Origin of the sequence: Paenibacillus sp. FSL L8-0158, from assembly GCF_038592965.1 — a bacterium.
In the GTDB taxonomy this organism is placed as follows: Bacteria; Bacillota; Bacilli; order Paenibacillales; family Paenibacillaceae; genus Paenibacillus; species Paenibacillus polymyxa_D.
The window spans coordinates 4980422-5004142 of sequence record NZ_CP151949.1 but is presented as its reverse complement, the minus strand read 5'-3'; the positions used below and the strand labels follow the sequence as shown (position 1 = coordinate 5004142).

Genomic DNA, 23721 nt, shown 5'->3' with positions numbered 1-23721 from the left:
CTGTCAATGAAAAAGCAGAAAAGATTGATGAAAGGAGGTGAAGGCGCTTCTGAACGTCTCGGATCGTGTTTTTATAAAAATATGCGCTGATGTGGAAGAAAATCTTAGGGAGGAAACAGAATATGAGCAAGCAGCGTACATGGAAAAAGGTGCTATGTAATGTGGTTGTGGGTTCATTGTTGTTGACCTTGTGCCCGCCACTGATCCAAGCAGAGACTGCGGTAGGAACAGAGAACGCAAAGATGGCAAAAGTGGCGACGGATATTCCGGCGTTTCCGGGGGCTGAGGGTGGCGGTAAATATGTTACCGGTGGACGCGGAGGTGAAGTGTATGAGGTTACCACGCTGGCAGACTACGGCAAAGGGGAGCAGATCATACCCGGATCTCTTCGCGCAGCGGTCAGCTCCGATAATCGGACGGTCGTATTCCGGGTGGGTGGAACGATTCATCTCAAGGAGCCACTTAAAATCTTGGGAAACAACCTGACGGTTGCGGGTCAGACAGCTCCTGGCGACGGTATAACTGTAAGCGATTACACAACAGGGATTGATGCAGATAACGTCATTCTCCGTTACCTGCGTTTCCGATTGACCGACCGTTACCCCAGTGAGGATGACGCGTTAGGAGCCAGATACCATAAAAACATAATGATTGATCACTGTTCCTTTAGCTGGTCGGTGGATGAGGTACTGAGCCTGTATGACAACGTCAATACAACGGTACAATGGTCTATTGCGTCGGAGAGTATGCTAATGACCACGCACCAGAAAGGTCGCCACGGCTATGGCGGCATATGGGGCGGACGAAATTCCACCTATCACCATAACTTGTTGGCTCACAATGCAAGCCGTAATCCGCGGTTTCCAACCGACAAAAAACAAATCGACGCTGTGGAAATGACCAATAATGTCATTTATAACTGGGGATTTTTCTCCTCATACGGTGGTGGTGAGGGATCGTATAATGTGCTAAATAACTATTATAAGTATGGCCCCAACACATATCAGGACGTTCGCGGTCAAATCTTTGTGGACGTGGGTAGTAAAAAATATAAAACACGCATCTTTATTGGTGGTAACTATATGTACGGCAATGACTCGGTTACGAAAGACAACTGGCAGCTTGGAACATCCATTGGGTCCATTATTGATCCGTCCACCCGTTTGGCGGAGCCGATTGAAGTTAGAGGGGAATACGACAACGGAATTTCACCGGATGCGTATGGTCCATATCAAGCGACAGATGCACAGACCGCATATAATGAAGTGCTTGCCAGCTCAGGAGCCACGCTGCCAAGAAGAGATGCGGTGGACGCCCGAATTATGAATGATGTGAAGAATGGAACGGGTGCGTTTATTAACTCTCCGCGTGAAGCAGGGTGGATTTACGACGATTATAACGTAACGACGACGGAGCTTTCTGACAGTGACCATGATGGAATGCCGGATGAATGGGAACGTGCCCATGGGCTGGACCCCAATAATGCAGATGACAGTAACGGTCAGGGGCTTGCCGGCACAGGGGCGTATGCTCATTTTGCCAAGGGTTATACGAATCTGGAGGTCTATTTAAATGATCTTATTGAGAAGCTGTCGAATGGAAATGAGGTGGACAATCCAGAGGCCGTCGTTCAGGTGTCGGATGCAAACGGACGTGCACTAAAGCATAACGATATTTTGGAAGCAGGACATGATGCCCAATTAACAGCAACAGCCAAGGACCAAGATGGTATTGCTCACGTTGAATTTATCATTGACGGCAAACTTGCTGGTAAAGTAGAGACCGCGCCTTATCATCTCGCTTGGAATCATGTAACAGACGGTACCCACAATATTATTGTACGGGTGACCGACCACAAAGGAATTGCTACATTTTCCAATCCTGTTACCATTCATGTCAATACGACTGCACCATCGGGAAGTTGGCTCAGCGAAGAGATTGGCTCTGAGGGCAACGATGGTTATATAAAAGGGCATACTCAGGTGTTAAAAGAAGATGCAAGCGGCAGCAGTATACGACTGAAGTCAGCGGGAGACGTTGACGGTAAGGCAGATATTTTCCATTATGCTTATCAAAAATGGGAAGGTGACACTGAAATTACAGCCCGTGTGGAACAAATTACCCCAGTGGATGATAACGCCGAAGCGGGTGTAATGATTCGTGAATCGCTGAAGCCTGGATCAAAAATGGCTTTTATGTCTTTAGCATTTGTTAAATATGGCAAACAGGGTATTCTTATCAGTCGTGATCAAACGGAGGGTAAGACGAAACGTGCGTCAATGGAGACGTTTATTGCAACGCCATATTCGGTACGTCTTGTACGACAAGGACAAAAGGTTACCGGCTGGGTATCCGCAGATGGTGTGACGAACTGGGAGAAGGTTGGTGAAACGGTTATAGATGTGCCGGATCATCAGCCGCTATTGTTCGGGTTGGCTACTGATGCATCCAAACCACAAAACGATGTATGGAATTACAATACGTCGGAATTCAGCCATGTCACCATCCGCAACCTGACAGACTCAGGAGGAACTCGTCCCACTAGTGTGGTGGTAGCGACCTATGGCCCTGCTGACTTTACATCTCTCCAGGCAGCTATTGACGCAGTCCCTGACGACAGCAACACAAGGACAGTTATCCATCTCAAAAACGGTACGTATCGTGAAAAAATAAAGGTGAATTCCTCTAAGAAAAACCTGAGTATTATCGGAGAAGATCGGGATAAAACGATCATTGCTTTTGATGATACGGCCAAAACCGTGGTGGATGGAAAAGAATTAGGAACAAGCAACAGCTATACCATGCGTGTGCAAAGCCCCGATTTTGTGTTGGAGAATGTCACGGTTGCCAATACAGAAGGAACCGGGCAGGTGCAGGCTGTAGCATTATATGCCGAAGGCGATCGTGGTAAGTATCACAATGTCAAAATTACCGGCCTACAGGATACGTTGCTTGTGAACCGTGGCAGACAGTATTTTAAGGACAGCTACATCAGTGGCAGTGTAGATTTTATATTTGGCAATGCCCCCGTCGTGCTTGATAATTCGATCATACACAGCCTGCGTGCCGGATATGTGACAGCAGCTTCAACAGAAGAGAACAAGCCGGGCTTTGTATTTATTCAATGTCGTCTGACAACAGAAAATGGCTTAACAGGCAAGGTGGATCTCGGACGGCCATGGCGCCCTTACGCTCATGTTACTTTTTTGAAGACCTATATGGATGACCATATCAAGCCGGGCGGCTGGAACAATTGGGGCAAGGAATCCAATGAGCAGACCGCAAGATTTGGAGAGTTTGATAACTTTGGACCAGGTGCAGGAAGTAGCGGGCGTGTACCTTGGGCCAAACAGCTTACCGCCGATGAAGCAAGCCAGTACACCGTCGAAGCTGTTCTGAGCGGGACAGATCATTGGGATTGGCGTCTTTAAATTTAATGTTCAATGGTTAAGCGGGGCAAGCGCTTCTAGCGTTCAGCCTCGCTTATTTCTATCGTTTGAGTAGAGGATACATACTTAATGTTTGGTATTGAAAATACTTGTTTATATGGTAAATGTTTGCTATGTTGAAAGTGCATTTATTTCAAATTGTAATTTATTATTGATTTTGGAGGTGTAACGTATGGCACGTGTGTTAGTTGTGATCACGCCTGCTGAAGGCCATGTTAATCCGACACTAGGATTAGTGAAAAGGTTGGTAGACAGTGGGGAGGATGTTGACTATGTGTGTACGGAAGAATATCGTACGAGAATTCAACAGACAGGAGCACAGATGATAACCTACCCTTTTGTTGATGATGCCTTTTCCAAAGACTCAGATTTAAAGCCAGCAGAATACAAACATCATTATCAATTTGTATACATGATGGTAAAAGGTATGATTCTTCCGATTATTCCAGAGGTTTTGAGAGTTATTGAAAATAGAACCTATGATTATTTAATCTATGATTCTTTGATGGGCTGGGGAGGCACGATTATTGCTGAGAAGCTAGGAATCCCTGCTGTATGCTCTATCGCTTCTTTTGCTTTCGTAGAGCCATTGGGATCGGGGCAAGGCATGGATGACAATGATCCGGAGGTGAAAAAGTTGTACACGGCTACGATGCAAATAACGCATCAACTAGCTAATGAGCTTCAGGTTGCCGCTCCGGCTATAGAAGAGATTGCTCCTCATGGCGGACGCTTAAGAATAGTTTATACAAGCCGCTATTTTCAACCGCAAGCCGAAAAACTGGATCATAGTTTTATTTTTACAGGTCCTTCTATTGTACCGCGTAAAGATGCTCCTTCCTTCCCGTTCGAACAACTTCGTGTTCTGCATCCACAGGCGGTGTACATTTCAATGGGTACTATTTTGAATAAAGACTTAGAATTTTATAAGCTTTGTTTTGCAGCATTTCGCGATTTGCCTGTGCAGTTTGTGTTGTCTTCAGGCAATTATACAGACATGGAGCCATTGGCCTCGTGTATCCCTGACAATTTTATAATCAAGCCCTATATTCCGCAATTGGAAATGCTTCAGCATGTGGACGCTTTTGTTACACATGCGGGGATGAACAGTACAAGTGAAGCCCTGTATTACAATGTGCCGCAGGTCATGATTCCTTTAACATCGGATCAGCCAATCGTAGCCAGTCGGGTACAGGAACTGGGGGCGGGTGTTGTTGTGGATAAAAATGAGCTTACACCCGCTAGTTTGAGAGCTGCCTTATTAGAGGTATTGAATCATCCAACCTATAAAGAGCAGGCTCATGTGATCGGCGAATCATTACGCCAGGCTGGTGGGTACAGACATGCGGCAGATACAATTATGAGTCATTTCTCCACCATAGAAAAATAAGGCACAGTCTATATACTGTGATTCCTTTCTTTTAAAGCAGCAGATTTTTCAAACTCTAGTTTCTTTGAAATTGCAAGAAGACCAAGGGAGCAGATGATTAGGGCCAAACATACCCAATAGGTGTTTCGGTAACCAATCCATTGAGCGGTTAATCCGCCCATCAAGCTCCCCACCAGTCTTCCGATGGTTGTCGCATTGGAATATAGCGTCGATGCATACCCTGGAAGAGAGGGCAACAAATCCTGCATGTAACTAATGCCAATGGCAGAGATCACTGCAACAAAGAAGGCTAGAAGAAGCTGCCCCACGAATAGCTGCCACATCTCCGTAGACATAAGGACAAGGAGATAATAGACAACTCCTGTTAATGCCCCTAAAAATACAAGCAAACGGTTGGAGTATTTAGCTGCTAGTACGCCTAGCATGAGCATCAAGGGTATTTCTACAATTGCGCAAATACTGGATACTAGAGCAACGTCACTCGTGTCACCTTGTAAATTGTGAATGATGAACAAGGAAATATTCAAATTATTCATCCAGTGAGACGTATAGAGCAGAGTAAGAACGGAAAAGGGAATCAGAATCTCAATATTTTTATGTAATGTAATGTGATGAAGTGAAAGTTGATTGTTATGTTTAAGTTGAGCGGGAGGCTGCTTGATAAAAAAGAATAGAAGCACAGCAATGAGAACAAAAATAGAGGTCGTTCCCATAAAGATACCCCAAAAGCCCGTATGTGCAATCAAAAAGGAACCAAAAAGCGGCCCAGTAATAAAGCCAAGAGAAAACATAGACCGAAGCGTTGAATTAGCAAAGGCGTGATCCGCAGATTTACTGCGATTTACTGCTTCACGTGCACTGGCAAATAACTGCGGCATCCCAGGAGCGCCAATGGCCGTAAAAATCGTCATATAAACAAAAAGTACATAAAAATTTTGGATTACAAGATATCCTGCAAATGCTACGGCATTGAATAACGTGCAAATCACCAAAATTTGTTTGCGGTCTAATCCGGTATCAGAACGTTTGGCAATCAGAGAGCTTATCCATATGCCACAAATCAAAGTCACAGCTGTAAATACACCAAAGGTTCCCACAGATACGCCAAGTGTACTTGTAAAATATACAGCCAAAAAAGGCGCGCTGATGGATATAGCCATGCCTTGCAATAACATGCAGATCATGAACAATGGGTAGTTAGGGATAACGAAAAGATTTTGAATACGCTTTAGCATTTCTTTTTTTACACCCCTTCGGATTTAGTAGCAGAAGTATATCTATCCTTACTAAACTATATTTAGTATAAAATGTATATTTACATGGTATAAAACTATGTTTTTAGAGTTGGATGTATAGGTGTTATGGAGTTATTCTGTAAGGTTGGCCTCAGTGGCTAAAAGCGGTTTACAAACTGCTTGATCAGTTCATTCAATAATCCGGCGGCCTTCGTAGGAAGGCGATGATCAGCTTTCTTAAGGAAAACCAGTTCACTATTTGGTAATTGTTGATGCAATATTTTGGCATAGGGATGAAAGTGCTTATCTTCTTCACCATAAACAAGCAGGACGGGAAGCTGGATTTCCCCGAGCCGTGAGGTGCAGTTGTACTTCAAGCTGTATCGATAATATTGTTCGACATTCCTGGGATTTCCCTGCTTCGCATCGCTGAATAACTTACGGAACAAAGATAGCTGTTTCGTTTGTGACCAAGCAATAGAAAGGGCAAGCGTACCGACTGCGCCGATCTTGGAAAGAGCAAGGCCCAAAGAAATTTTGTTTCTTAGTCGCCCTTCGTTTACTTCCGACATTCCACTGACAACAATGCCTCCCCATGCCCGGTCTGGATAAGTTAAGAGGAATTCAAGTACTATCGAACCTCCGGTAGAATATCCACACAAAAATACTTTATCCAAGCTCATCCGGTCCATCAAATGTTTAATATCCTGGGCGATGAGAGGATAAGTAACCGTTTGTTCGGAAGGCTGACTTTTACCGTGTCCTCTGATATCAAAAGCTATAGTTCGAAAATCGGGTGATAATCCTTGGATTTGGTATGTGAAATTTAAGCTTGTGAGTACTGGAGGATGAATGAATAGGATGGCGATTCCTTTTCCGGAATCAATATAATGCATCGAGTATCCGTTTATGCTTGTGGAAGTCATCGTTATTTTCCTCTCCCTTTGATGATTTAGGTTTTACTGAAAAAAATAACTCATGATATAGAAAACATTTTCGGAATCGTTTTATAACTCTGCAATCATAATTATGTTCTCTAAACAATTGAATATACTCTTCTTCATTACGAATATACTCCCCGTTGTCGTACCATTTCATAAACCAATTAGATAGCGGTTTTTTCTTGCATAAACATGGTTCCATCACGATAAGGGTCCCGTTAGGCTTTAGAATTCTTTGAAACTCCTTCATATAACTTGAAATCTCGTCCGTAGAAACATGATGCAGCACAGCGATAATAAGGATGTAATCGAACGATTCATTATCGAATAGAAATTTCTTGCTTTCCAGAACCTGAAATGTATGGTGGGTATACAATCGCTTTGCATAATCAATTCGCTTGGCATCAGGATCAATTCCAACATAATATAACGGATCAAACATGGAGCAATTCGCCCCAGTACCGGAACCAAAATCCAGTACAGTACGGCCATCAAATGTAAAATGGGTATGTATATGATCATGAATATATTTTTTAGTAAACCATTTCGGGCGGACAAACCAATGATAAAGTCTAGGAGAGAACGGAATGTTAATGGAATTCACCATCTTTCTAATTTAGTCGAATCACAAAGATAATTTTGACCCATGAGCTCAAAAAAATTCATGAAATAATAATTTGATTTTTTAAGAATCAGATTGCCGTTCTTCTCCACGATCCGGTTTCGAATAATTTTGGCAATGTGAGTAAAAATAATAGAAATTAAATGAATCTGTTATTTTAAAGATGGAGGCCGCACATGAAAATGAAGAACAAAATGAGCATTTTACTAGTGCTGAGTTTAAGCTTATTGGTTGTCGGGTGCAGGGCGGGCTCCAGTCAACAGCTGCATCAACAAAGTGTCAAATCCCAAAATTCAGCGAATCATATGGATAAACCTGTCATAGTGATCATGATTGATTCTTTAATGAACAAGCCTTTGCAAGATGCAATTCAAGAAGGCCGTGCACCCGCAATGCAATATCTCATTAAAAAAGGACAATACTTCCCGCAGGTTGTAAGTTCATTTCCCACGATGTCCGTGACTATTGACAGTACTTTATTAACGGGGACGTATGCAGACCAACATCATGTGCCCGGACTCGTTTGGTACAGCAACCAAAAGAAACGCATGATTCTCTACGGCAATGGTGCCAAAGAAGCCTTAAAGATAGATCAACTGCAAGTATTTAATGATGCTATTTATCAATTAAATCAAGTTCAACTGAACAAAAAAACGAAAACGATCCATGAAGAGTTAGCCGATAAAGGAAAAGAATCCGCATCAATCAACGCCATTGTTTTTAGAGGCAAAACGGAACATGACTTAAAAGTGCCTCGCTTTATTGCAAACAGCAACCGTGTGCCAGAACAATTGAGAATAACGGGACCTCAATGGTTTTCCTACGCAACTTTTGCACAACTGGATCCGAAGAATAGCTGGAATACTCCTCCGTGGAGAAAATTCGGGATGAACGACGAGTTTTCTGCAAAAGATATCGCTTTTTTAATCAAACAAAAAAAGCTTCCAAGCGTAACCATCGCATACTTTCCAGAGAACGATAGTTCGGTGCATAAAAAAGGCCCGACTCAACTGGAGGGAATTGAAAAAGCGGATCAAGCGCTGCAAACAGTGTTAAATGCATATGGTTCGTGGGAACAGGCTGTAAACAATGCGATATGGATTGTCATGGGTGATAGTGCACAAAGCGCTGTGTATGATGATCGACAGGCAGCAACTGTTGATATAAGGCCACTTTTGAGCCATTACCGTATTGCAAAATTAAATCAACCCGTAAGAAACGATGACCAAATAGTAATTTCCGCTAATGAACGGATGGCCTACATCTATGCAATTAACAATAATGTGGAATTGTCCGATGTGGTGAAGTTTTTACAAAATGAGAACAAGCTCGACATTATCGCTATGAAAGATGGTAAAAACAATATTCATGTTACAAAGGGGAAAACAGGTAAGCTGTTATCTTATCATCCAGGTGGAAAATTCATCGATGAATATGGACAATCGTGGACATTGTCGGGCGAAGAGGACCTTGTGGATATTACGGTGGATAACAATCGGATCAAATATGGAAAATATCCAGACGTTTTGGCGAGGTTACATGGGGCAATGAATTCACATGAAGGAAGATATGTTGTCGTCACGGTCCAACCTGGATATGAACTCGTCGGCGAAAGTTCTCCTACCCACATCGGAGGGGGAGCTCATGGATCGCTGCATGAAAAAGATTCCCTTGTCCCATTAATTATTTCTGGAACGAATACACGCCCCAAAACACTGCGAATCGTTGATATAAAAGACTGGATTATGCAATTGGTGAATGAATAAGTATTATTCGTTCTTGATATTAAATCCGGGCTCCATTAGTATATAAGCATATAGTTATATTAGTGGAAGGGGGTCACACATTGGATCAACTAGGTTATGTAGCCGATCATTTAAAGCTATTGGGGGATAAAACCCGGCTGGCCATGCTCTCCCTGCTAAGGGAGAGAGAATGGTGTGTGTGCGAATTTGTAGATATCTTTGATATGACGCAGCCAGCAATTAGCCAACATTTGAGAAAATTAAAGTCGCAAGGAATTGTAAAAGAAGAGAGACGAAGTCAGTGGGTATACTATTCCTTAAATGTAGACGACAAGCCGCATATTCAAGCTGTTCTTGAGCGTATGCCAGACTCCAAGCAAATTTTAAAAGGGCTGAATAAAGAGGAGCCGATCGCATTTTGTGAACCGGATTCCTCAGCTTGTTCATCCTAAAGACTGTTCCGTGTATCTCCTTGAGGGATAACGGTGCTATTATATAAGTATATGTTTATAAGGTAATATATTGGAGGTTTAGAACATTGATTTTGTTGGCATGCATTATATTTTTAGCCACTTTAGTATTGGTGATCTGGCAGCCTAAAAATCTGTCCATCGGATGGTCTGCCTGTGGCGGTGCCATACTCGCCTTGCTGGTGGGTGTAGTTGATTTGCATGATGTTTGGGAAGTTACTCGAATTGTTTGGAATGCCACACTGGCTTTTGTAGCTATTATTCTGATTTCGTTAGTCCTCGATAAAATCGGCTTCTTCGAATGGGCAGCACTTCACATGGCACGGGTAGCCCGTGGAAGCGGAACCCGGTTGTTTGTCTATGTGACCCTGCTGGGTGCCTTAGTATCTGCTTTTTTTGCCAATGATGGTGCGGCCTTAATTTTGACGCCAATTGTACTGGCGATGGTTCGGGCACTGAAATTGGATGAGAAAATGGTGTTTCCTTTTATCATAGCGAGCGGATTTATTGCAGATACGACGTCGCTTCCGCTTGTAGTCAGCAATCTGGTTAATATTGTGTCAGCCGATTTCTTTGGAATCACCTTTATGGAATATGCGAGTCGTATGATTGTACCTAATCTGTTTTCCTTAGTGGCTAGTATAGTGGTACTGTATCTCTTTTTTCGCAAAAGGATTCCCAAAACGTTTGATGCGGCGCAATTAGTCAGGCCTGCAGAAGCGATTAAAGATCCAAAGATGTTCCGTATGTCCTGGATCGTTCTCGCGGTGTTGTTGGTTGGTTACTTTGCATGCGAGTTTTTTAACATTCCCGTTTCGGCGGTGGCCGGTACTATTGCTATCTTATTCTTATTGATGGCGCGAAGAAGTCCCGCAGTACCGATGAAAGAAGTCATCAAGGGCGCTCCATGGGCTATCGTATTTTTCTCCATCGGGATGTATGTTGTGGTGTACGGTCTACGTAATGCCGGTTTGACGGATCTGCTGTCCCATGTGATTCAGGCAGCTGCCGATCAAGGTATGTTTGTGGCCACCATGGGTATGGGTTTTATTGCGGCGATTATCTCGTCAGGTATGAATAACATGCCTACAGTCATGATTGATGCGCTTGCCATTGATGCCACCCATGCAACCGGTATAGTCAAAGAGGCGCTGATTTATGCTAACGTCATTGGGTCGGATCTCGGGCCGAAGATAACCCCAATCGGTTCGTTAGCCACATTATTGTGGCTACATGTGCTTCGTTCGAAAAACGTGAAAATATCTTGGGGGACTTATTTTAAAACGGGCATCATCTTAACTATTCCTACACTTTTTATCACTCTACTGGGCTTATATCTGTGGTTAATCATTTCATAATTGAACATTGAAGGAGACGGTAATGATGGAAAAAAAGACAATTTACTTTTTGTGCACTGGTAACTCTTGCCGCAGTCAAATGGCAGAAGGCTGGGCCAAAAAATACTTGGGAGACCGTTGGAATGTATACAGTGCGGGCATTGAAGCACACGGCCTTAACCCTAAAGCAGTGCAAGCGATGAATGAAGTAGGAGTGGATATTTCCGGTCAAACTTCAGATATGATTGATTCTGTTTTGCTGAATGGTGCGGATTTCGTTGTGACCTTGTGCGGAGATGCTGCTGATAAATGTCCTATCACACCTCCGCACGTTCGTCGTGAACATTGGGGATTTGACGATCCGGCTAAAGCACAAGGAACAGAAGAAGAGAAATGGAGCGTATTCCAGCGTGTACGGGATGAAGTAGGGGCTCGTATTCGGAAATTCTCGGAGACTGGTGAATAAACAAGGTACACAGCTTAGGTATATTATTTCAAGCAAGCACGCTCCTTAAAGAGGTGGTGCTTGTTTGGCGTTGTTTTCCTTCACAGAATACTCTTCCAACACCTTTGTTTTATCTCCATAGATTCTATCCAAATGATCTTCTCCCCATAAGCAAAAACGATCAAGCAAATCTTTAAAATCCCAGCCATATTCACTAAGCTCGTACTCCACTTTGGGTGGAACCTGGTTATAAATGATGCGGTGGATGATTCCATCCTTTTCAAGCTCTCTAAGCTGTTGGGTGAGCACTTTTTGGGTGATTTTCGGAATGAGTTGACGAAGTTCGTATGTACGTTTTCTGCCGCTGGTTAAATGGTGTAGGATAATGCCTTTCCACTTTCCACTGATGACCTCCAAAGTTGCCTCGATCCCAAGCATATAGGTTTTGGCTTTGTCTTCCATAGACTTTTCCCCCTCTCCGACCTGTAGTACAAAAGGCACTAAGGAACCTTAAAGTACCTACAGTACATTGAAGTGCGTACTTCACACTTTAATGTATAACATCCATAATAGCATCTGTAGACAGGGTTCACCAATTATGTGGAGAAAGAAGGTTACGGATACATGAAAGTTCTATTGGTCGTCACGCATCCTAGAGAAGATTCACTTACCCTTGCGGTCATGAATCGTTTTGTAGAGGGATTGAAAGAGAATAAGCACGAGGTAGATATTTTGGACTTGGATCGGGATGGATACAATCCGGTGTACAGCGCTGCAGATGAGCTGGATTGGAATACGACCCATAAACAATATGCTCCTGAAACACGGAAAGAGATGGATAGAATAGTGGCTGCGGATGCTCTGGTCTTTGTGTTTCCACTATGGTGGTATAGTGTCCCGTCCATGCTAAAAGGGTACCTGGATAAAGTGTGGAACATAGGTTTACTTCAGGAGTTCACGACAAAGCAGGTTCTGTGGATGTGCTTGGCGGGAGGGACTAAAGAACATCTGATCAAGTATGAATATCACGATTTGGTTACTAATTATTTGAATAAAGCCATTGCTGGTTACGCAAGAGTAAGAGAGTCCAAGGTGGAGTTCTTCTATGATACTTTGTCCGAATCGAAAGAATACATTGAAGGTTTACTGGAGCACGCTTATCAATTAGGTCTGGCATATAAGTAAATTTTATTCTGATAACAATGAGAATTTCATATTGTTAAGGAATTTGCAAAATCCTGATTATTGAAAAAGGGTTAAGGCTCATTAGATGGCACTTAACCCTTTTTTATTTTATAGACGAGACTCTATCCTTTTATAGGCTCATGCATAGGTGCTGACGGTGCCCCTTGCATAGATAATCCGCCGCCAGGTGTGCTTGCTGGAACAACGGGATGTGGTGATCCCTTTTCAGAAGTAGTGCCCGCAGTCTGCTTGGCCAGCTTCTGTTTTTCCCACAGTGCTCTGGCGATAACCAGCATGGAGAGTACACCAACATATAGTAACAGAGAACCGAGTTCGGGAAGCATCTCCTGCAAAGGTGCACCACGCAGACCCATGGTGCGCAGGAATTTGTACATCCACACGAAGGGAAAGAAATCACCGATTTGAATCGCTAAAGGTGGAAACAGTGATCTGGAAAGAACAGCTCCTGATAAAACAAAAGCAGGCATGAGTATCATCACCATTCTGCCGATGGCTATTCCCGGATGTGCAGCGCCCCATGCAACCAGAACATTGATACAAACGGTACCGAATACATACAGGACAACCGGAATTATAAAGAGAATCGGATTGGCCTCGAAACGGCCTCCCCCAAACACTTTAAGCATCCCGAGAGAGAAGATTAAGCCAGCCGTCGAGAACAGCGTATAAGGAAGCATACGCAGCAGGATGTTGAATGGATTTTGCAGCTCAGCAGCCAGCCTCTTGGAAACCCGGAGTCTAGCGACCAGAGGTAAGCTATTTATATTCAGTATCATAAAAGAGAACATACAAGTGAAGGCAAGTATCGTCGTATTCTGATAGTCATTGGTTGGATTAAACAGGGAACGCACTTCCAAGGCGATACCATTGAGGGCCCCTTGGGCCTGGTCTGCGTTCATCCCGGTTTTCAACATAGCTGGAACAGACAGTTCCATATTCTCGGAAACGCTAATTTCCTGCATAGCTGTACGAATGGAAGTAATAGATTGAACATTGGTATTATCGAGAATGAGACCCACGCGGCTAGAAAGGGAACGATTGTGATTATCCTCTAAACCATGCGGCAAGGAAATAACAGCCAAATATTGCTCATGATAAAAATACTGTTCAGGGTTGTCCGTATACGAAACAATCTCAGCTACGTTCATATATGGAGAAGCATCTATTTTTTGAATGAACTCACGGCTGTAAGCTGTGTTATCTTGATCCACCACGACCACGTTAGCATCGTTAATTTGGCTGCTTGGGAGCAACAGTGAATACCCCAATACGGCGATCAACGGGAAGATGATAGCTATGATCGGATACTTGGAGTGAACCAGATACGACCATTCATCACGAAGAGATTTCATTTGTATTCACCTCAACCGTCATACCTGGTAGCAAAGCTGCTTCTCTTGTTACATATACACGTACTTGGAATGTAGCGGTATCTGCCTCTCCTTTTTCACGGGACATCTTCACATTAGCGAATTGTGGTGCAGCAGTTACATAGCGTACAGTACCTTTCATATCCTTGTTGAGAGCAGATACTCGGGTTTTAATTTCTTGATTGGCCTTGAATTTACCTGCTTGTTCTTCATTCACATAGAGATCGTAATATAAGTCGTTGGTTTCCAGGGTAATCACAGGAGCCCCTTGCGCCACATTTTCGCCGACTTTGGTACTAATCGAAGTAACCTTGCCATCCTGTGGTGCTTTTAACACCAGCCGTTCTTTTTTGAGCAGCAACGTTTTAAGCTGAACTTCCTGTGTGTCTTTTTGTTGCTTTAAAAGGTCAATAGCCAGCTTCTGATCCGCCAACTGTTGACGGCTCTGCTGAATGGTTTCCAGTTGGGTTTTGGAACGATCGAAGGACAATTGGGCACCGCGAATTTCTTCCTCGGCTTGTTTTACCGAAACGGCTGCTTGTGTCGTCTGTTCACTGGCCTGCATACGTTCTTCAGAAGTGGCACCATGAAGTAGCTTTTGAAGAGACTCTTTTTGCTGACTCAACTGATTTGTCGCTAAAGTCAAAGAGGATTCGGCATCATCCAACGCTGCTTTGGATGCACTTCCTGCATCGTAGAGTGCTTTATTACGCTTATAGTTGGTTTGCGCCATCTGAACATTTTTGGTAGCGGAGGCTACGGCAATTCGTTGCTGCTGAACATCTTCATCTCGAGCACCATTATTGACTTGTTGTTCCGCAGCAGTGGCTTGACGCTCTGCCGCTTGTGCCCGCTGCAATGCTGCCTGACTTTTACTCTCAGTCACTTGGGCTTGCGCGATATCCAGCTGAGCCTGTTTTTCCTGAGTTGCTGCCCGTGTATAGCCTAAATGGATGGATTGTTGCTGTTGGCTGATCTGTGTATTGAACTGCGCGATTTGTGTCCGCAGTTGCTCAATTTGCAAATCCACATCTTTAGAATCCAAAGTCATAAGGACAGTTCCTTTTTTCACCTTAGTTTCTTCTATTACCGGGATGTTCAGGACTTTGCCGCCTACTTGCTCAAACGATACATGAATGCTATCCGCATTTAGTGTTGTGCCTTTAACGGATCGAGAAGCATTGACTTGATCTTGTCCGTTGGTCTGAAGCAGGAACCCCCCGCCGATCAGGCAGGCAATAGAAATGACAGGGATGATGAGGCTGGCGACTTGTGTGCGATTCATGAGTAATACGCTCCTTACATTCATAAAATGAGTTAAACATAGACTCGAATAAATATCCTGATATGTACATTTTATTTATTCTTTTATTTAATAATTGAAAAGTTAGTCGGCTAACTAAAATACAAAATTAAAACTTATTCTGGCTTTGCTGCTTTATATATCTCTTTTGCTTGAGGGATGCCGCTTTCTATTTTTTGGAGTAATGTCAGAAGCAGCTCTTTTTCATCGGTGGACAGGTGGCTCATCAGTGTGGAAGTGCTTGTAAAATGTATAGGCAGCAGTCTCTCCATCATTTCTGTTCCTTGTTCGGTCAGTTTAACAATGCTCATACGGCGGTCGGAAGGATGAACAGATCGAATAATAAGCCCATCGCGTTCCAGGCGGTCAAGCAGACCGGTAACGGTAGGCTTGCTAACCCCTACTTTCTCCGCAAGCTCTGTAGCCAGCAATCCTGTATGGATGTTGCGGTACAGAAGAATTAGTATTGAAAATTTTCCATGAGATATACCGAACTTCTCAAAACCTTCAAAACTGACTTTAAAAACACTGGAAGATACTCGCATAAAAAATAGCATAGCTTCTGTCGCTCTTACATCAATTTCAGGGATACGCTTGGAAAATTCTTGCAGCGCCTCACGAGTGGGCAAGTCCCGTAAATCAAAATCCATAGGGTTCTCCTTTCTTCTTACAGTATGTTCCAATCGACAAATTAGTTAGCCGACTAATCTTAATCTATCCAGAATTAAATTTCAAGCTAAATTTTGTTAATCGTCATGCACATTTCTCACCAAATGGAGGTTGTTCGTGCCATGGTTCAAGCTTTTCCCTGCATTGATATTTACAATGAAGTGCTTGATAATAGTGGATATCGCACGAGACAAAGAACCCAAAAGTGAGGAATCTGGATGACGACTAAATTATATTACATTGCTCCAAATCTTACGGAGTGGGACACCCATATTGTACAGAGTATGGAAAGAGATGGAGCATTTTTTATTATGCTCAAGGAAACAGCCTTTTATCCGCATGGCGGAGGCCAGCCGTGTGATACAGGAACGATTCAGGGCGTCCGTGTATTAGATGTTGTTCTTGAGGATGGGGACATTTGGCATCAGGTAGAGCGTTTGCCGGAGGATCGGAAAGTAGCCTGCCAATTGGATTGGGAGCGCAGATTTGATCATATGCAGCAGCATAGCGGACAGCATTTGCTGTCAGCGGTTTGTCTGGAGTTGTTGGGTGCGCGTACTGAAAGCTTTCATCTAGGACAAGAATATGCCACGATTGATGTGAACTGCTCGGATATAACATCTGCGCAGCTATCGGCCATCGAACAGGAAGTAAATCAGCAAATCTACAGTAACCGCAGCATAAAAAGTTATTTTGTAACCCGTGAACAATTGAAGGATATTCCGCTAGTGAAAATGCCTAAAGTCACGGAAAATATTCGGATTGTCGAGATCGAGGGCATTGAATATAATGCTTGCGGCGGTACACATGTAGCTCAGACTGGGGAAATTGGGATTATTAAATGCTTAAAATGGGAGAAGCAGAAGGGGATGGCAAGAATCCATTTTAAATGTGGCGTTCGCGCACTCCAGGACTTTAACGATAGTGTTCAGATACTGGACGTGTTGTCTGCGAAGTTTAATACCGGGCGAAAGGATATTTTGACCCGATTTGAAAAGTGGGAGCAGGAGCATAAACAGCTCAAGGCGCAAATGGAGCTCCTACAAGAGGAAAATGCTTCGTACCAGGCGAAAGAATTGCTATCTGCTGTGCAGGGGCATATTCTTGCTCATGTATTCGAACAAAAATCCCTTCAGGACATGCAGCAATTGGCTACCAAGCTGACCGCTGAGCATGATCTGCTTGTTCTATTTGCCACAACAGCAGAAAACAAAATCATTCTGGCACATAACGGCACCCAGTCTGTTGCCTGCGGAGCATTTTTGAAAGAGAATCTGGGCGCGTTTCACGGTAAGGGGGGCGGTAGCAACCAATCTGCTCAGGCAGCATTCTCGTCCCGCGAAGACCTCTTGAATTTCTTTGAAACGGCCCAGCGGCAATTCATTCAGGGCTAATGTAGTGGAGGATTAGTGGCGTAGCGGCAGCTTCCACTTTTCCTCTTCTGTAAATAAAATAAAAGAAAAAATAAGTGCAACAACAGCGCCCCAAACGGCTTTATCCCCAATTGTCAAAGTCAGAAATCCCCCCAGCAAGGCTCCTACCAAGAAGGCTGCCAGGATGACACCATAACGCATCGCTCGAATGGCGGCGTTCGTGTCCTTGGTCGTTATAGCGATATACATAGCCTCGATAGCTGATCGGAGGTTACCGGTGCTGACCGTGGAGGTGTACGGCACATCAATGAGCTTGCGGAAGGAAGTCATTTGTACGGAAGCGACGAACGAGACGATCACCACCACTACCGTATTGGGAACTCCTTGCGGAATCAGTCCCACGATGAAAAAAATCGCAATTTCCAGTAAAAGAATAGTGCGGGTCCAGTCCGGAGTTAGACGGTGGGTTGATTTTCGTTTAATTCCTTCAGCAACAAAAACGCCCAGTGAAAAGGCGATCAGGGGCGGGATATAGGCTAGTGCCTGAATCCAGTGCCCCTGAATGACTTTGACAGCCAGCAGTACGATATTGCCTGTCTGTGCGTTGGCGAAAACACCGCCCCTTCCAACAAAGGTATATGTGTCCAAAAAGCCCCCTACTAATGATAGTAAGGCGCCCAATCGTAACGATTCGGACGTTACCTGGTGTAAATGGATTTTGCCTTTCATAATCACGGCATAAGCCTCCTATGTTAAACGTCGATTCTTTAAAGCTAGCACGAAAATCCAGGACCATACAATTAAATTAGTCACTCCAGCATGAAAATGACACAAAGAAGCCACATCAGGTCCCATTTAATAAAAAGGACGTGATGCGGCTTGTTGGAGTGCTGTTAAAGTGCCACCTGGAACTTCGAGAATGTGCTTATTGCAGAGCTTGAACGAGGGCTTTACCAAACTCCTCAGCACCATCTGGGCCATCGGCTGTAATAATGTCGCTATGCGCAACGACATGCTGCGGCACATATTCGACTTGATGCGATTGGAGCTGGTCCTTTTGTACATCCACTGGATAGCATGTAGCCGTTCTGCCGGAGAGCAACCCCGTTTGAGCCACAGCTACAGAACCTGCGCAGATGCCGGCCAATAGAGTTTTTTGCTCATGAGTTTGTTTCAGCAGAGCTTGGAGATCCGCGTTATTCCACAGATAGTCATTCGTTCCTGATCCGCCGATCACAGATACCACATCATAATCAGCTAGCACAGCGTCAGTAAAAACAAGATCAGCTGTCGCTTTACCGTTGTAGTCGCCCATGATTTCGCCTGTTTTTGTACTAGCTAGCGTTACAGTAACACCTGCTTGCTCCAGCGCTTCCTTCGGTTTAAACAATTCATCCTCATTAAAGCGCTCTGGGGGTATAATAAAAAGAGCTTTTTTTCTCATACTTTATTCCTCCTTGAATGTGTAACGTTATCTACTATTGTAGGATGGCTTCGTCAGGCTGTGAAGAATGCACTTTCAAGTACGGAGGTTACCTACAGGTTACTATTAGAGTGCAAGACCATGATGATTTAGAAGGAGTTAATTGATATATGACTGATACGCTGAGAGAAGAAATACGGGAGAAAATCGTTAACGGAGACTATAACTGCGAAAAGGAACTGACCTTGTCCGTGTTAAGCGGAAAGTGGAAGGTCGTCATTTTATGGCATCTGGGTGTGGAAGGGGCGCACCGTTTCAGTGACCTGCAAAGGCTGTTTCCGAAGCTGTCGCATAAAGTGCTGACCAATCAGCTGCGAGAGTTGATGGAGGACGGTATTGTGCACCGGGAAGTGTATCCCGAGGTACCTCCAAAGGTGGAATATTCGATGACCGAGCTGGGGATGACGATTTTACCCATTGTGGAAATGATGTACGACTGGGGGAAAAAACGGGTGCAATCCATACGTGAGGAAATGCAACGCAGCGGTGAAGGAAACGTTTAAAGTTCCTACATATGAAAAATAGAACGCCTTGCACTATGAGTACAAATTGTACTTAGAGCAAAGGCGTTCTTTGGCATGTTAGCAGTCTGTGTGTTTTTATGATGTTTGTTTAGGAAAAATAGCTGTAGCCCATATGAATCATTGCTGTTCAAGTGCTGGTAGAACCTCAATCCAGCGTGTAGCCCAAGTACCGATATGGTCAAACAAAGGAGCTAAATCGCGTCCCTTATCCGTAAGAGAGTATTCAATCCGTACGGGTTTCTCAGGATAAACCATACGTTGTATGATTCCTTCTTCCTCCAGCTCTTTCAAACGGTCCGAAAGGACCTTTCCACTTAAATTAGGAATTGAATTCTCAATAGCGACGAAACGTTGCGGACCATTAGTTAGTTGAAATACGATCAACACCGTCCAACGCTTACTCAGTAGTTCCATAGCCTTTTCAAACCGTGGACACATCTGCGGAATGTTCATGTGATCACCTCATGCTCCTATTATTAACGATTCACTGTTAAAAGTAAATGATTTTACTTTACATAAATTTATTACTTGACGAAATGGTATGATATAAATATACTTTGTTACATAAAGTAACTTGTTAGCTTTGATACGGAGCTTAAGATATTATACTTAAAATTTGAAATTAATTTGATGTTATTTTTGATATTATTAATGATGTAATTAAATGAACAGGTACGAACTAATCGTTATGGTGATGGTTTGGGCGTAGGGGGAAGTCGGATGAAGCTGGAATGTGAAGTGTGCGTAGTTGGAGGGGGACCCGCAGGGACTTTGTTGTCCTGTCTACTGGCGGCGCAGGGTGTATCCACGATATTGATTGAGCGGCAGAGCATAGCGGGAAAGGCCTTTCGCGGTGAAATCTTGAATGATGAGGGTCAGGAAGTGATCCAAAGGCATAAGCTGCTCGAACAAATTCATGAGGACTATGTTCTCGCCTCCACAAGAATCGAATATTGGGAGCATCAGCGGCAAGTGAAGACGGTCAAGCCGGCATCAGTAGATGGTAATGTGGGGGTTCATATTCCACAGCCTCGATTTTTGGAGGCTTTGCTCAAGCAGGCGTCAACCTACGAGGCCTTCCGTTACCTGGCGGGTACAACTGTGACTGCGTTGGAAGGTAACAGCGAGCAGGGATACACGGGCTTGACCGCCCGCGATAAGAACGGTCATGAGATCACGATTGATAGTTCGTTGATTGTAGGGGCAGACGGTCGCTATTCGACTGTGCGCAAGCTGGCGCAGATGCCTGTGACGAACATTCGACACGGCTATGATCTGCTATGGGCGAAAATCACGGCACCTGCTGGGTGGGAGCCCGTCACTCGTCTGGCATGGGTCAACGGAGGGCAATTGGCTTTATTCTCGCAGGCTGAGGGCTATATTCAAATTGGCTGGAATGTGGAGGAGGGTAGCTTTCCAACCCTCTTTAAGCAATCCTTTGAACCATGTATACAACTGTTTACAGAGGCTTTCCCGGATTTGAAGCATCGTGTGCATGATCACATTCGTTCATGGAAGGACTTCGTACCGTTGGATATTTTCAGCAGCCGCAGTGACACCTGGGCGCAGAACGGACTGGTCCTTATTGGAGATGCGGCGCATACCATGACACCTACCGGAGCTTTTGGCTTGAACGCAGCTTTGAAGGATGCCGATGTGCTAGCCAGTGAGCTTCTTCGTTTACGACAGAAGAGCTATACCGCAGGAGACCTAAAGGCGTTCGAAGATGGACGACGACAGGCTGTCACCGAGCTTCAGGAACGGCAACTGACGATGGAATCCACGTTTCATGAACATTTCTTACACATAGTTCAATGATTTATGACCCTGACAATACGATTAGCCTTTGAAGAATTAGGCATTTTCTATATAGAGCTTATATAAAGGATGGTGCAGAGAGATGAACCAAAAAGATGTAGCTACGCTACTTAACGATAAAATTCAAACCGTTCGCGGAGAGCAATCTTCGACGATTTTGGTTGGACCGATCAAGCTGCCAGTTAATTTGGAAGGAGAAACGGTTGTTTTTCAGTGGTACTGCTGGTTGCCTGTACGGGATGAGGAAGATCGTCAGGACTTACTGAATGCCACCGCTGAGACGATTGTGAAGCGATTGTCCACACTGGATTTGGCAGAGGGACAACAGTCAAGCGTTTTGGTGTACGGCGATCTTCAACAGTCGGAAAATGCATTAGTTCGCATGCATAGTATTTGCCATACTGGAGATATTTTTGGTAGCAAGCGTTGTGATTGCGGATTTCAACTCTACCAGTCCATGAAAATGATTGTGGAACATGGAACGGGTGCATTGTTCTATCTGGCTAACCATGAAGGCCGCGGAATTGGTTTGTTTAGTAAAGCAATGGCTTATATTCTGCAGGAAGAAGGCATGGATACCGTCGAAGCCAATCATCAATTGGGTTTTGAAGATGATACACGCAACTATGCAGATGCCATTAGTGTGCTCCGTCACCTGAGACAAAAGCCAGTAACTCTGATTACAAACAACCCTAAAAAGCTGGATGCCTTAAAGAAATCGGGTATGAATGTGGCGGGTCGTATGCCGCTTTGGGGCGATGTGTCGCAATATAATGAACGGTATTTGAATACAAAAGTAGAACGATCCGGCCATTTGCGGGATTCCGATCTCAGGGAGGTTCTATGACCACTCACGAAAAATATATGCGCCTGGCACTGGAAAATGCCAGAAGTGCTAAAGGACAAACAGAACCGAATCCGCTCGTCGGATCAGTCATTGTCAATAACGGCCGTATCGTTGGAATCGGCGCTCATCTGAAGCCCGGCGAGCCACATGCCGAGATTCATGCGTTGCGTATGGCGGGTGAACACGCTCAGGGAGCGACGATTTACGTAACACTGGAGCCGTGTTCCCATCATGGCCGGACAGGCCCGTGCGCGGAAGCCATTGTGAAGGCAGGCATTCGTCGGGTGGTGGTTGCAGCATTGGACCCGAATCCGCTGGTTTCCGGCAGAGGGGTACAGATTTTGAAAGATGCGGGCATTGAGGTCATTGTCGGCGTATGTGAGCAGGAATCCATCCGCATGAATGAAGTGTTCAATCAATATATTGTGAGCAAGCGTCCTTTTATTACGATCAAATCGGCAGTAACGCTTGACGGTAAAATTGCAACCCGGACCTCGGAAAGCAAATGGATTACGTCTGAGGCTGCACGGGAAGATGTGCATCGTCTACGTAACGAGCATGTGGGAATCCTGATCGGTGTACAGACGGTGATTCACGATAATCCCCAGCTTACGACTCGTCTACCGGATGGACGGAATCCGATTCGTATCATTTTGGATAGCAAGCTTCGAATTCCAGTGGATGCCCGTGTCATTACAGATGGGGAGGCACCTACCTGGATATTCACAGGACGCGTTTATGATGAAGGCAAGCGTAGTCAGCTGGAACAGCTAGGTGTGAGGGTATATCCGACACAGGATGAAAACAGCGATCGGGTTAACCTGCCGCAAATGCTGGATATTCTGGGTACAGCGGAGGTGTCATCGGTGTTCGTGGAAGGCGGAGCCGAGGTGAACGCTTCGTTCGTGCAGCAAGGGCTGGCAGACAAGCTGGTGCTGTATATTGCACCGAAGTTGGTAGGAGGACGCGCAGCCCCGGGATTTCTCGGGGGAGAAGGCGTGTCTGCGATGAGCGATGCGGTGGCATTGTATGATTTGAGCGTGACACAGGTTGGTGTAGATTGGAAAATAGAAGGGTATTTTGAGCGGGGAAAATGAGTGAGTTGTTTTCGGGTGGAGGAGGCGCTCCGCGAAGGGGTTGATCTTCCGATCGCTGTTGCAGTGGGATTCTTCGGATTGTATAAGACATTTAAAGGTAAGAATCCCACTGCAAAGGCGAACGCTTCCGCTTCTCCAGATTCAACCCCTTCGCTCCGCTGCTGCCCACCGCAAAGTCACTCATTTTTCGAAATGGTGTGGGGCATGGGAAGGGCAAAAGCTCAAAAGCTCAAAAGCTCAAAAGCTCAAAAGCTCAAAAGCTCAAAAGCTCAAAAGCTCAAAAGCTCAAAAGCTCAAAAGCTCAAAAGCTCAAAAGCTCAAAAGCTTATATACTTAAAAGAACAGAGAATCTGAAGGGCTAAAAGGCCTGGAGGATTCTTTTTTTATATATTAAACA

23 protein-coding genes are annotated in these 23721 nt (G+C 44.5%); 13 read left to right on the top strand and 10 right to left on the bottom strand.

Annotated features, from left to right (window positions below):
* Window positions 1-122: 122 nt before the first annotated feature.
* Both NSQ68_RS22230 and NSQ68_RS22225 read left to right on the top strand, forming a co-directional pair.
* A complete protein-coding gene (locus tag NSQ68_RS22230; RefSeq protein WP_342427205.1) occupies window positions 123-3431 on the top strand; it encodes a pectinesterase family protein in 3309 nt (1102 codons plus the stop codon).
* Between the two features lie 190 nt (window positions 3432-3621).
* A complete protein-coding gene (locus tag NSQ68_RS22225; protein ID WP_342427204.1) occupies window positions 3622-4839 on the top strand; it encodes a macrolide family glycosyltransferase in 1218 nt (405 codons plus the stop codon).
* 8 nt (window positions 4840-4847) lie between these two features.
* On the opposite strand, the gene NSQ68_RS22220 is transcribed toward NSQ68_RS22225, so the two are convergent.
* The 3 genes from NSQ68_RS22220 to NSQ68_RS22210 all read right to left on the bottom strand — a co-directional run bounded on the left by NSQ68_RS22220 (window position 4848) and on the right by NSQ68_RS22210 (window position 7622).
* On the bottom strand, window positions 4848-6074 hold the full coding sequence (locus NSQ68_RS22220; RefSeq protein ID WP_342427203.1) for a sugar efflux transporter: 1227 nt from the start codon (window positions 6072-6074) through the stop codon (window positions 4848-4850).
* A gap of 158 nt (window positions 6075-6232) precedes the next feature.
* Window positions 6233-7000 carry an alpha/beta hydrolase gene (locus tag NSQ68_RS22215; protein WP_342427202.1) on the bottom strand — a complete coding sequence of 256 codons (768 nt, stop codon included), beginning with the start codon at window positions 6998-7000 and terminating at the stop codon, window positions 6233-6235.
* Entirely contained in the window at window positions 6957-7622 is a 666-nt protein-coding gene (locus NSQ68_RS22210; RefSeq protein WP_307353540.1) for a class I SAM-dependent methyltransferase, read from the bottom strand. The genes NSQ68_RS22215 and NSQ68_RS22210 overlap by 44 nt, the downstream gene beginning before the upstream one ends.
* Before the next feature lie 191 nt (window positions 7623-7813).
* Here NSQ68_RS22210 and NSQ68_RS22205 point away from each other — a divergent pair, with 191 nt between their 5' ends.
* From NSQ68_RS22205 to arsC, 4 genes are all read left to right on the top strand, one after another.
* Entirely contained in the window at window positions 7814-9403 is a 1590-nt protein-coding gene (locus tag NSQ68_RS22205) for an alkaline phosphatase family protein (RefSeq protein ID WP_342427201.1), read from the top strand.
* 80 nt (window positions 9404-9483) lie between these two features.
* Complete coding sequence (locus NSQ68_RS22200) at window positions 9484-9834, top strand: metalloregulator ArsR/SmtB family transcription factor (RefSeq protein WP_307353542.1); 351 nt, start codon at window positions 9484-9486, stop codon at window positions 9832-9834.
* An 86-nt stretch (window positions 9835-9920) separates the two neighbouring features.
* Entirely contained in the window at window positions 9921-11210 is a 1290-nt protein-coding gene (locus NSQ68_RS22195) for an arsenic transporter (RefSeq protein ID WP_307353543.1), read from the top strand.
* 25 nt (window positions 11211-11235) lie between these two features.
* Entirely contained in the window at window positions 11236-11655 is a 420-nt protein-coding gene (arsC, locus tag NSQ68_RS22190) for an arsenate reductase (thioredoxin) (RefSeq protein ID WP_307353544.1), read from the top strand.
* A 45-nt stretch (window positions 11656-11700) separates the two neighbouring features.
* Here the strand turns inward: arsC and NSQ68_RS22185 are convergent, their stop codons facing one another.
* Entirely contained in the window at window positions 11701-12096 is a 396-nt protein-coding gene (locus tag NSQ68_RS22185) for a helix-turn-helix domain-containing protein (RefSeq protein ID WP_342427200.1), read from the bottom strand.
* 162 nt (window positions 12097-12258) lie between these two features.
* Here NSQ68_RS22185 and NSQ68_RS22180 point away from each other — a divergent pair, with 162 nt between their 5' ends.
* A complete protein-coding gene (locus NSQ68_RS22180) occupies window positions 12259-12819 on the top strand; it encodes an NAD(P)H oxidoreductase (RefSeq protein WP_209949881.1) in 561 nt (186 codons plus the stop codon).
* A gap of 122 nt (window positions 12820-12941) precedes the next feature.
* On the opposite strand, the gene NSQ68_RS22175 is transcribed toward NSQ68_RS22180, so the two are convergent.
* The 3 genes from NSQ68_RS22175 to NSQ68_RS22165 form a co-directional block, all read right to left on the bottom strand.
* Complete coding sequence (locus tag NSQ68_RS22175) at window positions 12942-14192, bottom strand: ABC transporter permease (protein WP_342427199.1); 1251 nt, start codon at window positions 14190-14192, stop codon at window positions 12942-12944.
* A complete protein-coding gene (locus tag NSQ68_RS22170) occupies window positions 14176-15495 on the bottom strand; it encodes an HlyD family efflux transporter periplasmic adaptor subunit (protein WP_342427198.1) in 1320 nt (439 codons plus the stop codon). Before NSQ68_RS22170 ends, NSQ68_RS22175 begins: the two co-directional genes overlap by 17 nt.
* Window positions 15496-15629: 134 nt before the next feature.
* A complete protein-coding gene (locus NSQ68_RS22165) occupies window positions 15630-16163 on the bottom strand; it encodes a MarR family transcriptional regulator (protein ID WP_342427197.1) in 534 nt (177 codons plus the stop codon).
* Window positions 16164-16400: 237 nt separating this feature from the next.
* Here NSQ68_RS22165 and NSQ68_RS22160 point away from each other — a divergent pair, with 237 nt between their 5' ends.
* Window positions 16401-17576 carry a DHHA1 domain-containing protein gene (locus tag NSQ68_RS22160; RefSeq protein WP_342427196.1) on the top strand — a complete coding sequence of 392 codons (1176 nt, stop codon included), beginning with the start codon at window positions 16401-16403 and terminating at the stop codon, window positions 17574-17576.
* Between the two features lie 12 nt (window positions 17577-17588).
* Here the strand turns inward: NSQ68_RS22160 and NSQ68_RS22155 are convergent, their stop codons facing one another.
* Window positions 17589-18290 carry a YoaK family protein gene (locus NSQ68_RS22155; RefSeq protein WP_307353550.1) on the bottom strand — a complete coding sequence of 234 codons (702 nt, stop codon included), beginning with the start codon at window positions 18288-18290 and terminating at the stop codon, window positions 17589-17591.
* A gap of 190 nt (window positions 18291-18480) precedes the next feature.
* Window positions 18481-18999, bottom strand: a complete 519-nt coding sequence (locus NSQ68_RS22150; protein WP_342427195.1) for a DJ-1/PfpI family protein — start codon at window positions 18997-18999, stop codon at window positions 18481-18483.
* 149 nt (window positions 19000-19148) lie between these two features.
* Here NSQ68_RS22150 and NSQ68_RS22145 point away from each other — a divergent pair, with 149 nt between their 5' ends.
* Complete coding sequence (locus tag NSQ68_RS22145) at window positions 19149-19541, top strand: helix-turn-helix domain-containing protein (protein ID WP_039273904.1); 393 nt, start codon at window positions 19149-19151, stop codon at window positions 19539-19541.
* A gap of 138 nt (window positions 19542-19679) precedes the next feature.
* Here the strand turns inward: NSQ68_RS22145 and NSQ68_RS22140 are convergent, their stop codons facing one another.
* Window positions 19680-20015 carry a helix-turn-helix domain-containing protein gene (locus NSQ68_RS22140; protein ID WP_013312049.1) on the bottom strand — a complete coding sequence of 112 codons (336 nt, stop codon included), beginning with the start codon at window positions 20013-20015 and terminating at the stop codon, window positions 19680-19682.
* 267 nt (window positions 20016-20282) lie between these two features.
* On the opposite strand from NSQ68_RS22140, the gene NSQ68_RS22135 reads away from it, so the two are divergent.
* The 4 genes from NSQ68_RS22135 to NSQ68_RS22120 all read left to right on the top strand — a co-directional run bounded on the left by NSQ68_RS22135 (window position 20283) and on the right by NSQ68_RS22120 (window position 23678).
* On the top strand, window positions 20283-21380 hold the full coding sequence (locus tag NSQ68_RS22135; RefSeq protein WP_342427194.1) for an FAD-dependent monooxygenase: 1098 nt from the start codon (window positions 20283-20285) through the stop codon (window positions 21378-21380).
* 82 nt (window positions 21381-21462) lie between these two features.
* Entirely contained in the window at window positions 21463-22227 is a 765-nt protein-coding gene (locus NSQ68_RS22130; protein ID WP_342427193.1) for a GTP cyclohydrolase II, read from the top strand.
* Window positions 22224-23324 (top strand): bifunctional diaminohydroxyphosphoribosylaminopyrimidine deaminase/5-amino-6-(5-phosphoribosylamino)uracil reductase RibD, encoded by a 1101-nt coding sequence (gene ribD / locus NSQ68_RS22125; RefSeq protein ID WP_342427192.1) that lies wholly within the window; start codon window positions 22224-22226, stop codon window positions 23322-23324. The genes NSQ68_RS22130 and ribD overlap by 4 nt, the downstream gene beginning before the upstream one ends.
* Window positions 23325-23678, top strand: a complete 354-nt coding sequence (locus NSQ68_RS22120; protein ID WP_342427191.1) for a hypothetical protein — start codon at window positions 23325-23327, stop codon at window positions 23676-23678.
* Window positions 23679-23721 lie beyond the last annotated feature (43 nt).

Coding starts and splice junctions, on each gene's coding strand:
- NSQ68_RS22230 (WP_342427205.1), top strand. CDS start 123: ATGAGCAAGCAGCGTACATGGAAAAAGGTGCTATGTAATGTGGTTGTG.
- NSQ68_RS22225 (WP_342427204.1), top strand. CDS start 3,622: ATGGCACGTGTGTTAGTTGTGATCACGCCTGCTGAAGGCCATGTTAAT.
- NSQ68_RS22220 (WP_342427203.1), bottom strand. CDS start 6,074: ATGCTAAAGCGTATTCAAAATCTTTTCGTTATCCCTAACTACCCATTG.
- NSQ68_RS22215 (WP_342427202.1), bottom strand. CDS start 7,000: ATGACTTCCACAAGCATAAACGGATACTCGATGCATTATATTGATTCC.
- NSQ68_RS22210 (WP_307353540.1), bottom strand. CDS start 7,622: ATGGTGAATTCCATTAACATTCCGTTCTCTCCTAGACTTTATCATTGG.
- NSQ68_RS22205 (WP_342427201.1), top strand. CDS start 7,814: ATGAAAATGAAGAACAAAATGAGCATTTTACTAGTGCTGAGTTTAAGC.
- arsC (WP_307353544.1), top strand. CDS start 11,236: ATGGAAAAAAAGACAATTTACTTTTTGTGCACTGGTAACTCTTGCCGC.
- NSQ68_RS22185 (WP_342427200.1), bottom strand. CDS start 12,096: ATGGAAGACAAAGCCAAAACCTATATGCTTGGGATCGAGGCAACTTTG.
- NSQ68_RS22180 (WP_209949881.1), top strand. CDS start 12,259: ATGAAAGTTCTATTGGTCGTCACGCATCCTAGAGAAGATTCACTTACC.
- NSQ68_RS22175 (WP_342427199.1), bottom strand. CDS start 14,192: ATGAAATCTCTTCGTGATGAATGGTCGTATCTGGTTCACTCCAAGTAT.
- NSQ68_RS22170 (WP_342427198.1), bottom strand. CDS start 15,495: ATGAATCGCACACAAGTCGCCAGCCTCATCATCCCTGTCATTTCTATT.
- NSQ68_RS22165 (WP_342427197.1), bottom strand. CDS start 16,163: ATGGATTTTGATTTACGGGACTTGCCCACTCGTGAGGCGCTGCAAGAA.
- NSQ68_RS22160 (WP_342427196.1), top strand. CDS start 16,401: ATGACGACTAAATTATATTACATTGCTCCAAATCTTACGGAGTGGGAC.
- NSQ68_RS22150 (WP_342427195.1), bottom strand. CDS start 18,999: ATGAGAAAAAAAGCTCTTTTTATTATACCCCCAGAGCGCTTTAATGAG.
- NSQ68_RS22145 (WP_039273904.1), top strand. CDS start 19,149: ATGACTGATACGCTGAGAGAAGAAATACGGGAGAAAATCGTTAACGGA.
- NSQ68_RS22140 (WP_013312049.1), bottom strand. CDS start 20,015: ATGAACATTCCGCAGATGTGTCCACGGTTTGAAAAGGCTATGGAACTA.
- NSQ68_RS22135 (WP_342427194.1), top strand. CDS start 20,283: ATGAAGCTGGAATGTGAAGTGTGCGTAGTTGGAGGGGGACCCGCAGGG.
- NSQ68_RS22130 (WP_342427193.1), top strand. CDS start 21,463: ATGAACCAAAAAGATGTAGCTACGCTACTTAACGATAAAATTCAAACC.
- ribD (WP_342427192.1), top strand. CDS start 22,224: ATGACCACTCACGAAAAATATATGCGCCTGGCACTGGAAAATGCCAGA.